13 protein-coding genes and 1 tRNA gene are annotated in these 15,259 nt (G+C 61.5%); 7 read left to right on the forward strand and 7 right to left on the reverse strand.

The window, feature by feature from the left end; all coding sequences use genetic code 11:
* Positions 1–528 precede the first annotated feature (528 nt).
* Positions 529–2,229 (forward strand): Cdc6/Cdc18 family protein, encoded by a 1,701-nt coding sequence (locus ACK3SC_RS00500; protein ID WP_416838178.1) that lies wholly within the window; start codon positions 529–531, stop codon positions 2,227–2,229.
* Positions 2,230–2,266: 37 nt separating this feature from the next.
* Here ACK3SC_RS00500 and ACK3SC_RS00505 read toward each other — a convergent pair whose 3' ends face one another.
* Positions 2,267–2,977: a S26 family signal peptidase gene (locus tag ACK3SC_RS00505; protein WP_416839910.1), complete on the reverse strand. Its 711-nt coding sequence runs from the start codon at positions 2,975–2,977 to the stop codon at positions 2,267–2,269.
* A 146-nt stretch (positions 2,978–3,123) separates the two neighbouring features.
* Between ACK3SC_RS00505 and ACK3SC_RS00510 the strand changes: the two genes are divergently transcribed.
* Positions 3,124–4,680 carry a DNA-directed DNA polymerase II small subunit gene (locus tag ACK3SC_RS00510; protein ID WP_416838179.1) on the forward strand — a complete coding sequence of 519 codons (1,557 nt, stop codon included), beginning with the start codon at positions 3,124–3,126 and terminating at the stop codon, positions 4,678–4,680.
* Positions 4,681–4,855: 175 nt separating this feature from the next.
* Here ACK3SC_RS00510 and ACK3SC_RS00515 read toward each other — a convergent pair whose 3' ends face one another.
* A complete protein-coding gene (locus ACK3SC_RS00515) occupies positions 4,856–5,614 on the reverse strand; it encodes a ZIP family metal transporter (RefSeq protein ID WP_416839911.1) in 759 nt (252 codons plus the stop codon).
* A gap of 167 nt (positions 5,615–5,781) precedes the next feature.
* Positions 5,782–6,210 carry a hypothetical protein gene (locus tag ACK3SC_RS00520; RefSeq protein WP_416838180.1) on the reverse strand — a complete coding sequence of 143 codons (429 nt, stop codon included), beginning with the start codon at positions 6,208–6,210 and terminating at the stop codon, positions 5,782–5,784.
* 186 nt (positions 6,211–6,396) lie between these two features.
* Between ACK3SC_RS00520 and ACK3SC_RS00525 the strand changes: the two genes are divergently transcribed.
* Both ACK3SC_RS00525 and ACK3SC_RS00530 read left to right on the forward strand, forming a co-directional pair.
* A complete protein-coding gene (locus ACK3SC_RS00525; protein WP_416838181.1) occupies positions 6,397–7,575 on the forward strand; it encodes an aspartate kinase in 1,179 nt (392 codons plus the stop codon).
* 193 nt (positions 7,576–7,768) lie between these two features.
* The gene (locus ACK3SC_RS00530; RefSeq protein ID WP_416838182.1) at positions 7,769–9,115 is read left to right on the forward strand and encodes a tryptophanase; all 1,347 of its coding nucleotides are present in this window, start codon (positions 7,769–7,771) and stop codon (positions 9,113–9,115) included.
* A 33-nt stretch (positions 9,116–9,148) separates the two neighbouring features.
* Here the strand turns inward: ACK3SC_RS00530 and ACK3SC_RS00535 are convergent, their stop codons facing one another.
* Together ACK3SC_RS00535 and ACK3SC_RS00540 are read right to left on the reverse strand one after the other, a co-directional pair.
* Positions 9,149–9,808, reverse strand: coding sequence for a metallophosphoesterase family protein (locus ACK3SC_RS00535; protein WP_416838183.1), 660 nt, complete (start codon positions 9,806–9,808; stop codon positions 9,149–9,151).
* Between the two features lie 71 nt (positions 9,809–9,879).
* Positions 9,880–10,452, reverse strand: coding sequence for an IMP cyclohydrolase (locus tag ACK3SC_RS00540; protein WP_416838184.1), 573 nt, complete (start codon positions 10,450–10,452; stop codon positions 9,880–9,882).
* Between the two features lie 132 nt (positions 10,453–10,584).
* On the opposite strand from ACK3SC_RS00540, the gene ACK3SC_RS00545 reads away from it, so the two are divergent.
* Positions 10,585–10,657 (forward strand) — tRNA-Gln (locus ACK3SC_RS00545).
* A 153-nt stretch (positions 10,658–10,810) separates the two neighbouring features.
* Here ACK3SC_RS00545 and cgi121 read toward each other — a convergent pair.
* Positions 10,811–11,305, reverse strand: a complete 495-nt coding sequence (gene cgi121, locus ACK3SC_RS00550; RefSeq protein ID WP_416838185.1) for a KEOPS complex subunit Cgi121 — start codon at positions 11,303–11,305, stop codon at positions 10,811–10,813.
* On the reverse strand, positions 11,302–13,761 hold the full coding sequence (locus ACK3SC_RS00555) for an ATP-dependent DNA helicase (protein WP_416838186.1): 2,460 nt from the start codon (positions 13,759–13,761) through the stop codon (positions 11,302–11,304). The genes cgi121 and ACK3SC_RS00555 overlap by 4 nt, the downstream gene beginning before the upstream one ends.
* Positions 13,762–13,948: 187 nt before the next feature.
* Here ACK3SC_RS00555 and ACK3SC_RS00560 point away from each other — a divergent pair, with 187 nt between their 5' ends.
* A complete protein-coding gene (locus tag ACK3SC_RS00560; RefSeq protein WP_416838187.1) occupies positions 13,949–14,194 on the forward strand; it encodes a ferredoxin in 246 nt (81 codons plus the stop codon).
* Positions 14,195–14,439: 245 nt separating this feature from the next.
* Positions 14,440–15,252, forward strand: a complete 813-nt coding sequence (locus ACK3SC_RS00565) for a hypothetical protein (protein WP_416838188.1) — start codon at positions 14,440–14,442, stop codon at positions 15,250–15,252.
* Positions 15,253–15,259 lie beyond the last annotated feature (7 nt).

Below are 15,259 nucleotides of genomic sequence, written 5' to 3' on the forward strand. Positions count from 1 at the left end.
ACAGAGCTTTGAATCGAGTTCAGTACCTGGACTCGAACGAGATGGCATCACTTCCAGTCGAAGCAGTTCACCGCGTGCAGTTCTGGCGGATTTTTACCGTTTCGTCCGCCTCGACCGGTTCGATACACCGTCTATGTGGGTGTCGTCGATAGTCTTCCCCCTGATATTCACAGTGAGGTTCACAGTGATGTTTCGCAGTGATGATTCGCAGTGATGTCAGCTGTGAGGTTCGCAACCATGTTCACAATGATGCTCGCAACGATGTTCGCAACGCTCGACACAATTGCCTCCGGACGTGTCGTGTCGTATTCTCGTAACGAAATCAATCGCGTCTGCCGATTTTCGGGAGTTCATGTGGTTGACGAGTCGGAGAAGTAAGATTTTTGTACCAACTGTTCGTTTGGTTCCTTTGCATCATCTGGAATCGCCTTCTGTGGCTTTCGGAGTAGTTGCCGGGCATCACCGGCTTCAGACTCTACATGGGCCGTTTTGGGCGACCATTCCACTTGAAACGAGGGGGCACACACGATGGACGAGGACGATACACCACGAGGTGATAACCGGCAGGATGAGGGCACCGATTCGGCGGACGACCCGGACGTTCGCTCCAACGGGGCGGCGGCCGACGTCTCCGCAGAGGATATCGACATTCAAGCGAGCATCGGCCCGGACGGTGTGGTACCCGATGACGATGCCGACGAGCAGAGTTCGTCGGCCCACCGGACGCAGTCCGGCGATGTCGACGGAGGAACGCCGACAGATAGCCAGACGCCGTCTGGTGATGTCGACAAACACAAAGACCCCGAGGTGGGGCTGGACAAAGTCGTTCTGAGCGACGACGAAGGGGCGAAAGGCCTCTTCGACGACTTGCTCGCCGGTGAACCCATCTTCGAGAACAAAGAGGTTCTCCGCCCGTCGTACACGCCGCACGAGCTCCCCCACCGTACCGACCAGATCAACCAGATGGCGACGATTCTCGTCTCGGCCCTCAGAGGCGAGACGCCCTCGAACATCCTCATCTACGGAAAGACCGGGACCGGAAAGACCGCCAGTGCGAAGTTCGTCAGTCAGGAACTCGAATCGACCTCGCAGAAGTACGACGTTCCGTGTGAAGTCGAGTACATCAACTGTGAGGTGACGGACACGCAGTATCGCGTCCTCGCCCAACTCGCGAACAAGTTCATCGAGAAAAACTTCGAGCGCATCGACGCGGAACTCGACCGACTAGACGAGATGCGCACGCGGGCAACCGAAGACCCGAACGCCCTCGAAGACACACCGTACGACTCGATCGCCGAGATCGACGAACGCGCAGAGGAACTCTCGACCGACGCAGACGAGATGGAGACGGTACCGATGACGGGGTGGCCGACAGACCGCGTCTATACGACGTTCTTCGACGCCGTCGATTACAAAGAACGCGTGGTCGTCATCATGCTCGACGAAATCGACAAACTCGTCGAAAAATCCGGCGACGACACGCTCTACAACCTCTCTCGAATGAATTCAGAACTGGAGAACTCGCGTATCTCCATCATGGGTATCTCGAACGACCTGAAGTTCACAGATTTCCTCGACCCGCGGGTCAAATCGAGTCTCGGTGAGGAAGAAATCGTCTTCCCACCGTACGACGCGAACCAACTCCGCGACATCCTTCAGCACCGCGCCGACGTGGCCTTCAAAGACGGTGCGCTGACCGACGACGTCATCCCGCTGTGTGCCGCATTCGCCGCACAGGAACACGGTGACGCTCGCCGTGCACTCGATTTACTCCGAACTGCAGGCGAACTCGCCGAACGGGGGCAGGCCGACACCGTCGAAGAGGCACACGTCCGGCAGGCACAGGACAAAATCGAACTCGACCGAGTCGTCGAAGTCGTCCGAACGCTTCCGACGCAGTCGAAAATCGTCCTCTTTGCGATCATCCTCCTCGAGAAGAACGGCGTTCGCAACATCAACACCGGCGAGGTGTTCAACATCTACAAACGCCTCTGCGAGGAGATCGACGCCGACGTGCTCACCCAGCGCCGCGTCACCGACCTCATCTCTGAACTCGACATGCTCGGCATCGTTAACGCTGTCGTCGTCTCCAAGGGTCGCTACGGCCGAACCAAGGAGATCAGCCTCTCTGTCCCCATCGACGAGACGGAAGCCGTCTTGCTGACGGACTCACGGCTCGGAGATATCGAGAGCGCCCAACCGTTCGTGCAAGCACGGTTCGACAACTGATTCTGGAACGAGAAAGAGACGAACGTTTTACCGCACTCTACGCTGCCAGCGACGGTGCTGCAACGTGGTTCGAGCCAGCGGGTTCGGCAGGACTCGGTACGTGTTCCAGTGGAACTGGAACGGGGTTCATCGGTGTCGCCGACGACATCGTACTCGCGAGAGTCAGACGAACCCAACCGAGGAACGGGATGCGGACGCGTGCGACGCCTTGGACCCATTCGGCTCGGACTGGTTCGCTGATGCCGCTCACCTGGTCGTAGCGAGGGTTGTTGTCGCCTTTGGTGATGAACCCGTCGTAGGGTGCTGGACAGTGAGCGAGTTGCTCGCAGTTGGACGCCGACATGTAGTCGGGGTTGGCTCTGTCGTACCAGTTTTCTCCTGCTTCGACCCAGAGCATCGACCGATGGATGATCGGTGGCCCCCCGACACCTGGGTTGTCGTAGACGATGACGCTCCCCGCGTCACCGAACGTCCGATAGCCGACTTCTGCACCGGTTTCGGCGGTGACGACCGAGGTTCCCGAGACGGCAGCGTCGGGAGCGTAGCGTTCGGGACCCGTGATGAACACGAGGTCACCTCTGTGCATGTGTGGTTCCATGCTCCCGCTCTCGACGGCGACCATGGGTGGCCACACGCCGCTGATAGCGAACAGGAGCAAGCCGACGGCTAGTACTGCGAGTGCGCTGACCAACGCTTCTCGAATGAACAGGAGCGGTCCGTCGTCCGCCGTCCGAAGTCGTTCGAGAATTCCTTCGTCGCGGTCGGGACCGCCCGGTGACTTGGAGAACGGCGGGCGGTCGTCGTCGGCGCTCATTACTCCCCACTTTACCCGGACTGGGTTTCAACGTTCTGGGTTTCGGCATCCTTTTTGCTCCCCTCCGCCGATTTCGGCGTGTGCCACTGGAGACGCCGGCGCGCATCGTTCGGGCCCTCGTCAGTCACGGCTACAACGCCGAACGCGAGGCCGTGACGCTCATCGCCGGGTCAGACGACCCGAGTGTGACACTCGCGCGAGTCGTCGACTCGGTTCCAGACGACGCGCTTCGTATCACGACCGACCACGTCCGTGCGGTGCTGGCGTCTGCACCTGCGGCGGACCCGCCGGGGACCGAATCTCCGAACGACTCGACTTCAGGAGACCCCCCTATTTCCGATGCAACATCGAGAGACGGTGACGATACTGTCACTGGTACAACTCCACCTGAAACACAGGGGGTGACAGGCGGACGAAACACGGACCCCACACTTCGGTCGCTCGTAATTGCGAACGATATGACCGGGCAGTCGACCGGGACCGGCGAGTACGACGACTTCGTGAAGGTGTTCCGTGATAGGTACGAGAAACTCTCGAAGATGCTTCGGGGGCGGGTCAATCACCGGCCTGCAAAAGCAATCTCGAACATGTCCGGTGGGGAAGACGCCGAACTCATCGGCCTCGTCGACGACGTTCGGTCGACTAAGAGCGGCCACTGGATAATCGACCTCGAAGACACGACTGGAACCTTCCCGTGTCTCGTGATGAAGGACAAAGATATCGCGGCGAACGTGAACGAACTTCTCTTGGACGAGTGTATCGCCGTTCAAGGGACGCTCTCGGGCGACGCGGGCATCCTCTTCGTCGATTCGATGCACTTCCCGGACGTTCCGCGAAGTTACCGTCCGAACACTGCAGACCGTCACGTGCAGGCGGCGCTCATCTCCGACGTCCACGTCGGCAGTCAGGAGTTCATGGAAGACGCGTGGAATCGGTTCGCCGATTGGCTTCACACAGACGAAGCCGAGAACATCGAGTATCTCCTCATCGCCGGCGACATGGTCGAAGGCGTCGGCGTCTACCCGAATCAGGACGAAGAACTCGACGTCATCGACATCTACGACCAGTATCGAGCGTTCTCTGAACACCTCAAATCGGTTCCCGGCGACCTCGATATCGTGATGATTCCGGGGAACCACGACGCGGTTCGCCTCGCAGAACCGCAACCCGGATTCGACGACAACCTTCGCGACATCATGTCGGCGCACGACGCGCACATCACGAGTAATCCGTCGATGGTGACGCTCGAAGGCGTCAAGATTCTCATGTACCACGGCGTCTCGCTCGACGAGGTCATCGCCGAACTCCCCGCTGAAAAGGCGAGTTACGACGAACCGCACAAGGCGATGTACCAACTCCTGAAGAAGCGACACGTCGCACCGCAGTTCGGCGGCCACACCCGTCTCGCACCCGAGAAACTCGACTATCTCGTCATGGAGGACGTGCCGGACATCTTCCACACCGGCCACGTCCACAAACTCGGCTGGGGGAAGTACCACAACGTCCTCGCGGTCAACTCCGGGTGCTGGCAGGCCCAGACCGACTTCCAGAAGTCCGTCAACATCGACCCCGACTCGGGATACGCGCCCATCGTCGACCTCGACACGCTGAACATGACGGTCAGAAAGTTCTCGTAACCTCCCGTTTTCACTCGTAACCTCCCGTTTTCACTCGCAACCTCTCTGTTTTCATTCGCAATCCCCTCATTTCTACTTTCAATCCCTTCTGTTTCCACTCTCAACCCCTTCATTTCCACTCGAACCTCCTGCGTTCACCCGTTTCAGGGTGAATTTCTCACGTCACGACACCGGTCTATCCGAGAGCCATGTCGAGATAGAGCATCACGACGACGCCGGCCATCGTCCCGAACGTCGCCAGCCGTTCGTTGCCGCCTGCGTGGGTCTCTGGGACGATTTCGTCGGAGATGACGAACAACATCGCACCCGCCGCGAACCCCATCGCGTACGGGAGCAGTGCCGATGCGTACTGGATGGCCCACGCGCCGAGGACTGCGAGCGGAATCTCGACGAGTCCCGCTCGAATGCCTGCGAACGTCGCGTAGGTCGTACTTCGCAATCCGGCGTTGACGGCGGCGATCGAGACGGCTAACCCTTCGGGAATGTTCTGGATGCCGATAGCCAGCATCAACGGGATGGCCGTGCTCAGGTCGCCCGACCCGAAGCCAACGCCGACTGCCAGCCCTTCGGGCATGTTGTGGATGGTGATGGCGACGATGAAGAGGATGACCGAGGCCATCTTTCGGTCAGGCTCTGTGACGTCTGTGCGAGTCCGACCGGTCACGAGAATGTGAACGTGGGGAATCCACACGTCTGCCTGGTCGAGGACGACGACGCCGATGACGAACCCGACGAGGACTGGGAGCGGATTTCCTCCGGCCGCCTCGATGCCCGGAAGGATGAGACTCGTGAAACTCGCGGCGAGCATGACGCCCGCGGCGAATCCGAGCAGCGTATCCAGTGAGCGCTTCGAGGGGTCGCGCCAGACGAGAATCAACAGCGCCCCGAGCATGTTCAGGAAGGCGATGAAGAGTCCGCCGACGAGTCCTTGCATCACCGGATTCGTCCCCGCGATGGACACGAAGATGCCCTGTGCGGAGGTCACGACTAACTCACCTCGACTGGGCGACTGTCGTGTATCGTTGTCATGCAGTCATCAACGAAATCCTCCTATGTATGAACTCCGACGAGTCTCACTGGCCGGTGTTCGAAGGCGGCCGATTACGTCGTTTCAGTGAGCCGGTACCGAATCGTCGGATAGCCATCGAACCGTGGCCCGTCACCGACGCGTTCGAATCCAGCGTGTTTCACTGCCGCGCGAAGCGCCGGTTCGTCTTCGACGACGAGTACCTCGACTGGAAGTCCCTCGACGCTCGCAAAGCGGAGGGGTTCTTCGAGGAGGCGACGTGTGGCGTCTTCGGTCCCACCGAGACGCGTGACGTGGACGACGCCGTCTCGAACGTCGAAGCCGACGAAGCCGAGAATCGGGGTGTCCGCCGCCGGTGCGTCGACGTTTGGGTCGGCACCGGCGTCGTCCGTCGCGACCCGAACGGTTCGGTCGCGAATCAACCGACGCATCGCTCGTGTCGGCGCGTCGGCGATGGCGGCGAGTGCCTCGGCGTCGGAGTCGACGGCGTCTCTGACTTCCATATCTCTTCGTTCCGCTCCATCGTTCATAAACCTCCGTACAGGGAGACGACAGAGTGGGACCGTCTCGTCCCCGAATCTCGGAAAGTCGGCAACCGTTGAAAAAGAGGACATAGTTATACGTTCCCCCGCGTTAGCCAACCGCATGACTGAGCACCAACCGTCGAAGCGACCCGTATCGGAGGGACGATGCGCGTAGTCGCGAAGTTCGGCGGCACGTCACTCGGGAGTGGAAACCGAATCAATCGCGCCGCGGACTCTATCGCTGCGGCAGTCGAGAAAGGCCACGAGATCGCCGTCGTCGCCTCCGCCATGGGGTCGACGACCGACGACCTGTTGAACGAAATCAAGTTCGAAGCGGACGACAAGGACCGCGCCGAAATCGTGTCGATGGGCGAACGGACGAGTGTCCGGATGCTCAAGGCGGCCCTCGCCGCTCGCGGCGTCAACGCACTGTTCGTCGAACCCGGTGCAGACGACTGGCCGGTCATCACGAACGAACTGGGCGAAGTCGACGTCGAAGAGACCCAACGACGCGCCGCTGAACTCGCCGAGGAGTTAGACGGCGTCGTCCCGGTCATCACGGGATTCCTCGCACAGACCATCGACGGCGAGATTACGACGCTCGGTCGCGGTGGTTCGGACACCACCGCCGTCATGCTCGGCAAGTATATGGACGCCGACGAAGTCGTCATCGTGACCGACGTGGAAGGCGTCATGACGGGCGACCCACGGGTCGTCGAAGGTGCCCGTAACGTCGGCCGAATCACCGTCGACGAACTCCGAAACCTCTCGTTCCGTGGCGCGGAAGTCGTCGCCCCCTCTGCGCTGTCGTACAAAGACGAAGCGCTCGACGTTCGCGTCGTCCACTACCAACACGGTGACCTGCTAACCGGTGGGACGCTCATCGAAGGCGAGTTCCACAATCTCATCGACATGCAGGAAGAACCGCTCGCCTGCCTCACCGTCGCGGGGCGTGCGATTCGCAACCGACCGGGCATCCTCGCGGACCTCTCGACGGCGCTCTGGGAAGAAGATATCAACGTGGATTCGGTCGCCTCGGGAATGGACTCGATCACGTTCTACGTCCTCGAAGACGAGGCAAACCGGGCCGAAGCGGTCCTTCACGACCGCGTCGTCGCCGACGACGCGCTCTCGTCTGTCACCGTCGAAGACGACATCGCCGTCGTCCGCGTCACCGGTGGCGAACTCCCGAACCGACCGGGCGTCATCTTCGACATCGTCGAACCGCTCGCCGACGCCGGCATCAACATCCACGACGTCATCACCTCCGCGACGTCTGTCGCAATCTTCGTCGCGTGGGGTGACCGCGAAGAGACACTCGAAATCATTCAGGGCGAATTCTAAGGCGTCTCCAACGGGCCACTGAGCGGCCGATTTCACTCACCCTCTCGTCTCGATTGGCGTTTTCACCGTCTCACAGCGTATCACGTCGCTGAAGACACCGATGTACATTCTCGTCCACGAACGGTGAGAAACGGTCGCAGTCCCGCGTTTTTCCGCCTACAGCCTTCTTCACATTCGCGGGTGTGTCTCTGGTATGCGCTCGTACAAGGCAAAGATGGTCGAACCCATCGAACTCCCGTCTCGTGAGGAACGAGAGGCCGCCCTCGAGCGGGCAGGGTACAACGTCTTCAATCTCGACGCCCGCGACGTCTACATCGACTTACTGACCGACTCTGGAACCGGAACCATGTCCGCAGAGCAGTGGGCCGCGATGATTCGCGGCGACGAAGCGTACGCCGGAAGTGAGTCGTTCGCCAGACTCGCAGAATCCGTCCACGACGTGATGGGATTCGAGTACGTCATCCCGACCCATCAGGGCCGCGGCGCGGAGAACGTCCTCTACGGCGTTCTCCTCGAAGAAGGCGACGTGGTTCCGAACAACTCGCACTTCGACACGACGCGGGCACACGTCGTCAATCAGGGTGCAGAACCCGTCGACTGTCCGTCGCCCGCCGCCCGCGACCCGAACTCGAACGAGAAGTTCAAGGGGAACTTCGACATCGACGCCGGATACGCACTCGTCGAAGAAGTCGGTGCAGACGCGATTCCAGTGGTCGTCCAGACGATTACGAACAACTCCGTCGCCGGCCAGCCCGTCTCGATGGCGAACATCCGTGCAGTGGCTGAGTTCGCCAAAGACATCGACGCGCTGTTCGTCATCGACGCCTGCCGGTTCGCAGAGAACGCCCACTTCATCAAAGCAAACGAAGCAGGCTACGAAGACCGGTCTGTCGCCGAGATCGCTCGCGAGCAGTTCGCCCACGCCGACGCCATCACCATGTCCGGCAAGAAAGACGCGCTCGTCAACATCGGCGGATTCACCGCCATGCGCAACGAGACCATCTTCGAACACGCCAAACAGCGGGCGATTCTCTTCGAAGGCTTCCCAACCTACGGTGGCCTCTCGGGGCGCGATATCGAGGCGATGGCCGTCGGTCTCCGCGAAGCAGTCACGCCACCGTACGTGCGTGACCGCGTCGAACAGGTGGCCGAACTCGGTGACTTGCTCTCAGAAGAAGACGTTCCCGTCTATCTCCCGACGGGTGGCCACGCCGTCTACCTCGACGCCGGCGAGATGTTCCCGCACATTCCGAAAGACCAGTATCCGGGGCAGGCACTCGTCTGCGCGCTCTATCGCGAAGGTGGCGTTCGTGGCGTCGAACTCGGCGGATTCGCCTTCCCCGGGACGAACCGCCCTGACCTCGTCCGTCTCGCACTTCCCCGCCGGACCTACAGCCTCGAACACCTCGAACACATCGCGGAGACGGCGGGGAAGGTGATGGAGACGGCCCACGAGTACGATGGCCTCGAAATCGTCGAAGAACCGCCGATGAAAGAGCTTCGCCACTTCTCGGCGACACTCCGTCCCGTCTCGAACTGAGCGACTTCCGGGGCGTTCGTCGTCTTCTCTCGCTCACCGACCCTCGTAGAGACGCGTCGCGATTCGTTCCGGTAATCCCACCTCACGGACGCGTTCTGCGACACGGTCGATGTCGTATCCGACGCGGTGTTCGTCGACGACCATCTCGTCCACGTCGACGACGGCGTAGGCGGCCCGTGGGTCGCCGTCACGTGGTTGGCCGACACTTCCGGGATTCAACACGATACCTTCGTCGAAGATGCGGTGGCTCTGAATGTGGGTGTGACCCAGCACGAGCAACTCTTCGCCGAACAAGAGCGCGGGCGAGAAGTCGTCGGGGTAGGTGTAGCGGTCCGGGTCGCTCGGGTGGCCGTGGACGAGTGTGACGCGCCCATCGGCGAGGGTTCGACGCTCCGGAAGCGACCTGAGCCAATCGAGTGACGACGGTGAGAGTTCGTCGCGGGCGAAATCGACACCTGCGGCGGCGAGACTGTTGAACCGAAACCCCGTCCCCTCGATGACCGCTCGGTCGTGATTCCCAGAGATGGTTGGGATGTCTCGGTTCGAGAGTTCGGTGACACACGCGTCGGGCCACGGATTGTAGCCGACGACGTCGCCGGCGCAGACGATGGTATCGACTGGTGGCATGTCCGAGAGTACGGCATCGAGTGCAGGGAGATTTCCATGCACGTCCGAGATGACGCCCAGACGCATGACTCTCAGTACGGTTGCCTGATTGATAAGTTCGTGGCCGAGGAGAGACCGTTGCGTTCGCTCGAACCTGTCTATTCGCCGTTGTAGAACGCCGTTTCGACGTCGTCGCCGACGGTTGCGGCGGCGGCACAGACGGCGTGTTCGAACTCGTGGTCGTAGAGTTCGCGAGCAGCGTCGGCGGCAGTCTCGGCGGCCAACTCGAACGCTCGTGGGTCGTCTTCTTCGTAGGTTGCGACGAGCGTGGGTTCTGCGACTTCCTCGACGATGAGTGCGTCCTTGCGGACGATGCCGATGAAGGCTTCGTCGGCACCGACGACGCCAGCGATGCGTGGCGTGTTGTAGTCGTCTCTCTCGTAGTCGAGTGCGAGCAGAATCTCCGCGAGGGCGTCGCGTGGGGAGTAGCCCATGTCGAGTTTCTCCGCGATGGGGTCGACCTGTGACCCGTTGCCGACGACGACGTAGTCGCCGCCTTCGCGGACGCAGTTGTAGGCGATGTAGGGGTTGTCAGTCTCCGGGGCGTCTGGCGTCGGTCCGACGGTGAGCGTTCCGTCTCGCTCGACGACCTGACGGTTCGGGAACGACCGAGAGGAGACGCGGTAGGCACCGATTCCGGGACCGACGACGACGAATCGTCCGACGTACATACACGACAATGGATAGAACGAGGGCAAATAGGTGGCGGTTTATACACGTCTATCCGACCGACTGCGAAGCGATGACACGGTCCTCCCGACACGCAACGTTTACAAATACCCGTGAATTACGAGATGATGCGAAGTCCCATGGGGTAGTGGCCAATCCTGTTGCCTTCTGGGGGCAACGACCCAGGTTCGAATCCTGGTGGGACTACTTCTCTGATTTCTACGCCCCGCTGGGGGAGTATCGCCCCTGTTCTCCAGTTGAAACGAAGGGGTTCAGTTCAGAATTCGAAGGGGGTTGTTTCGAGTGGAAAAATCACCAGGCGACGGCCGATTTTGTAAATAATGTACGTTTTGTTTCTGCTTAGCGGTCCACTGTGAGAAGTGCGACACGCTCCTTGACGAGTGCCGGCAGGTCACCGTCGGCAGCAGTCAGTTCAGCCGCACCGATGTCGAAGAAGTCGCGAACGAGTTCCTCGTCGTACTCGCCGAGCGTCTTCGCCTGTTCGAGGTCCAGACGGTCGAAGAGTGCCGTCTCCGCGTCGTCTTCGTCGCCGCCGTCGACGACGATCACGACCGGAACCGTCCCTTCCGAGACGCCCATCTCGAACGCGCGGTTGATTTGCCGCCGCCCGCTCGCGTAGAGGATGAACTCGACGGCTCTATCGCGGGCGATTTCGTTGCCGCGAGCGATTGCTCGGTCTGCGAGTTCGACTGCCCGTTCGAGGTGGTCTCTGTCCACGACGAACCGCGCGTCGAACGCCTGAATCGTCGCGTCGGTCTCGTCGGAGACGTCGCCGACGGTGGCGATGAACGCGTCGAGGTCCGAGACGGTCGCTCGCGCTTCGAGGACTCTCATTCGAAATCACCCAGACTGGCCTGCTGATTCGCGCGCTCTTTCGCCGTCTCGAATCCCGCGTCGTCGGGGACGGCGTCGTCCGGCGCGTCTGATTCGTCCACCTCGTCCATCGACGGGTCTTTCCGACCTGCCGCTTCGAGGATGTTCTGGGCGGTCTTTCGCCGTCCCCGGAGCGCCGCGAGGATACGTGACTTCTCCGCTTCGCGCAGGTCTGCACGGGTTTCGACGCCTGCTTCGAACAGACGGCGGGCACGCTTTCGACCGACGCCGCGAACGCCTGCAAGGTCGAGGAGTTCTTCGCGAACGCCGTACTCGACGCGCTTCTTGGCTTCTCGAACGGCGTACACGGCTTCGAGGTCCAACTCGCTGGCGAGGCGTTCTGCTGCGCCCAACAGCCACTCTGCCGTCTCGACTTTCCCACGGATGTCGCCCGGCCCGACGCCGTACCGTTCGGTGATTCTGTCTTCGTCGACTTCGCCGACCCAGTCTTCGAGGAGTCGCGCCGTCTTGAGGGCCGAGAGCCAGTCTTCGAAGGCGACATCTTCGTACTCCGACGGAACGCGTCCAAGGAACTCGGGTTCGCGCTCGTAGCACAGTTCTGTGTACGTCTCTCTGTCACCTGATTTCAGGTAGAGTTGGTACATGTCCGGCGTCCGGCAGACGAGGTGGTAGAGACCGAGTGGCGTCGGATAGGTGATGTCCGTCTCGAACTCGAGTTCGTCGCCGTCGTCGTCGCTGTCTTCGTCTCCGCTACCGGCGTTGACCATCTCGCTGGCCTTCTGGAATCCAGCGGTTACGTCGGGTTTGGAGTCCCGCTCGCGTTTCGAAGACTCGCTCGTCTCGCCCGCCAGCGCCCGAAGTTTCTCGGTTCGGTGCTTCGCCGACCATTCGAGACCGTCGATGATTTCGGCCGCACTCATCGGGTCGAGATAGAGGCGCGAGACGGTGTGACCGACCGGCGTCGCCTGAATCGTCTGGTCTTCGAATTCGATGAAGCCGTTGATTTCGAGGTAGTCGAGGACGCGGTCTGTCACCTGTCCTAATCGTTCTGGGTCGTCGGTCTGGGCCGCGTAGAGCGTCTGGTCGAGGAATTCGAGCAGTCCCTCGCGGGTGTGGGCGAATCCCGACGCGATCGTCGCGAGCAAGTGCGTCCGAAGCGCGGGTTCGGCCGCGAGTTTCGAGTGCACGTCTTCTGCGTCGGCCCAGATGTATCGCTCGAACAGTTCGTCGCGCGAGTCGGCGTCTTTGGCGAGCAGCACCGCTTCACCGTAGGGATCGAGTCCCGGTCGGCCGGCACGACCCATCATCTGGTGAATTTCGAGGACGTCGAGCGGTTTCATGCCGCCGTAGTCGCCGTCGTAGCGCTGCCAGTCGCGGACGACGACGCGGCGACTCGGTGTGTTGACGCCGGCAGCGAGGGTCGGCGTGGCGCAGATACACTTGATGAGTCGGTCACGGAACGCGTCTTCGACGAGTGTTCGGTGTTCCGAGGCGAGGCCGGCGTGGTGGAACGCCGCGCCTTTCGCGACCACTTTCGCCAGGTCCTCGGAGGTTTCGGTGTCGGAGATATCGCGTATCTCGGCGGCGAGTTCCGCGAGTTCGCCGCGTTCGTCGCCCGTGATGTACTGCTCTGTCACGTCGGCCATCCGCCGGGCGGCGGACTCGGCGTTTCGCCGTGAGTTGACGAAGACGAGCGACGAGCCCTGGTCGTCGGCGTCGTCGCCCTCCAGAGCGTCGGCCACGAGTGCCGGTGTCTGTCGCTCGCCACGGCCGACGGGGACTTCTCGCTGGCTTCCATCGTCGAAGTTGATGGCGTTGCCGTAGTGGACACCCATCTTCAGGTCGATTGGTCGCCAGTCCGAGTGGACGAGTTCGGCGTCCAACCAGTCGGCGACGACGTCCGCGTTGCCGACAGTTGCCGACAGTGCGACCACCTGCAGATTCGGGTTGAGTCGGCGGAGTTTCGCCAGCGTGACTTCGAGCGTCGGCCCGCGGTTTCGGTCGTTGACGAGGTGAACTTCGTCGGCGACGACGCAGGTCAACTGGTCCATCCACGCCGCGTTGTTGCGGACGAGCGAGTCCACTTTTTCGGAGGTGGCGACGATGATATCTCGGGACGAAAGCCACTCGCCGGACGATTCGTAGTTCCCGGTGGAGACGCCCACGTCGATGCCGTACTCCTCCCAGCGCTCGAACTCGGCTTTCTTCTCCGACGCGAGCGCTCTGAGCGGGACGATGTAGAGTGCTTTTCCGCCGCGTGCGACGCTCGACAGCATCGCGAGTTCCGCGATGAGCGTCTTTCCACTCGCCGTCGGGACGGCGGCAACGAGGCTCTCGCCGTCGGTCAAGCCGGCCTCGACGGCCTCGGCCTGCGGTGGGTAGAGTTCCTCGATACCCTCGTCGTGGAGGGCCTCGGGAATCCCCGTCGGCAGGCCCGTCAGGTCCGCTGTTCGCATTGGGTCTCTCTTGGACCGTCTTTCGGTTTAAGCCATCGGGTCGGGGCGGGTCACTCGAACTCGTCTCTGTCGCCCGAATCGGTTGCGAACGTCGCACCCTGTCGTGGGTTTCGAACTCCGTTGCGAGCGTCGAAAAGTACCGTCCCGCGTCGGCAGGGCTATGTATGCCCCGGCGGAAACCCTCGCTATGAGAGTCGAGTTCGACCGAGACACCTGTATCGGCATCTTCCAGTGTGTCGACGAGTGGGACGCGTTCCAGAAGAATCTCGACGCCGGAAAGGCCGACCTCGACGGTGCCGAGGAGACCGACGACGACGTGTTCGTCCGCGAAATCCCCGAAGACGAGGAGTTCGACGCGAAGTTCGCCGCCCGCGTCTGTCCCGTCGAAGCCATCCGCATCATCGACGACGACGGCGAGCAACTCATTCCCTGAGTTCGTCGCTGGCAGCGTCTCGTCGACACGTCGTGCCCAGACGAGTCGTGAGACCGCCCACCGTGGTGACCACCTTCAAACCCCTTCGTTTCGAGTGGAGATTCGCCCGACGACAGACTGTAAGGGTTTAAGCGGCGGCGCAGGTAATCGTGCCAGTATGAGCCAAGCCACGAAAATCGTGCTCGGAACCATCGGCGTGTCGGCCGTCCTGGCCGTCATCTTCGTTGGGATGAGCCTCGCCTAGGATGTTCGAGACGCGCACGCTCCCGCCGGACCTCGAATCGGTTCGAGAGGAGTACGCACCGGGCGCGCTCGTCGTCGACGTTGCCAGAGATTTCGACACCATTCCTCCGGAAGCCGCCGAGAACCTCGGCCTCGTCGTCGAGTCACTCTCGCCGGCGGCCTACCCCAAAGAGTGGCTACCAGACGACGCGCCACAGGCACTCCGTCGATATGCCTCGTCGGATTTCACCATCGGAATGCCCGAACACGGAACCGTCACGTGGACCGACCAGACCACGCCGCCAGTCGTCCTCGTCAAGTATCGCGCGAAGGGAACACCCACGGATTTCCTCGACTTCCTCATCGCTGAGGCGCTCGTTCAGGCCGGAAACGACGACGTTCCCGAACAGTTCCTTCCGTTCTTCGGTGCCCAGTACCGCGAACTCGCGGATGCGATACCGCTCGGCCCGAGCGAAGTGTATCAGGTCGCCGCCGCGCTCTTCGACGGGTGGGTCGGCCTCCAGACGCGCGACGAGTTCGCCTCGTGGGAGGGTCGACACGACAGACTGTACGACGCGTGGGTCGACGCAGGCGAGCGATTAGACGACAGACTCGCCAGCCTTCCACGACTCGTCGCCACCGACCGACTCTCGTTCGCCGAGGCGACGGAGTTCGCGTGTTCGGCAATCAAGCACGAACGTGACCTGCCAGCACCATTCTCGGCACTCGACACGGCGGCCTACCTCGACCACGGCGCGACCTACGCGGTTCAGTGGGCACAGAAGACGTTCGAACAGTTAGCCGACGCGCGCGACGACATCTCCGACGCAGAATAAGGCCGTC

Source organism: Haloferax sp. DFSO52 (assembly GCF_048158745.1).
In the GTDB taxonomy this organism is placed as follows: domain Archaea; phylum Halobacteriota; class Halobacteria; order Halobacteriales; family Haloferacaceae; genus Haloferax.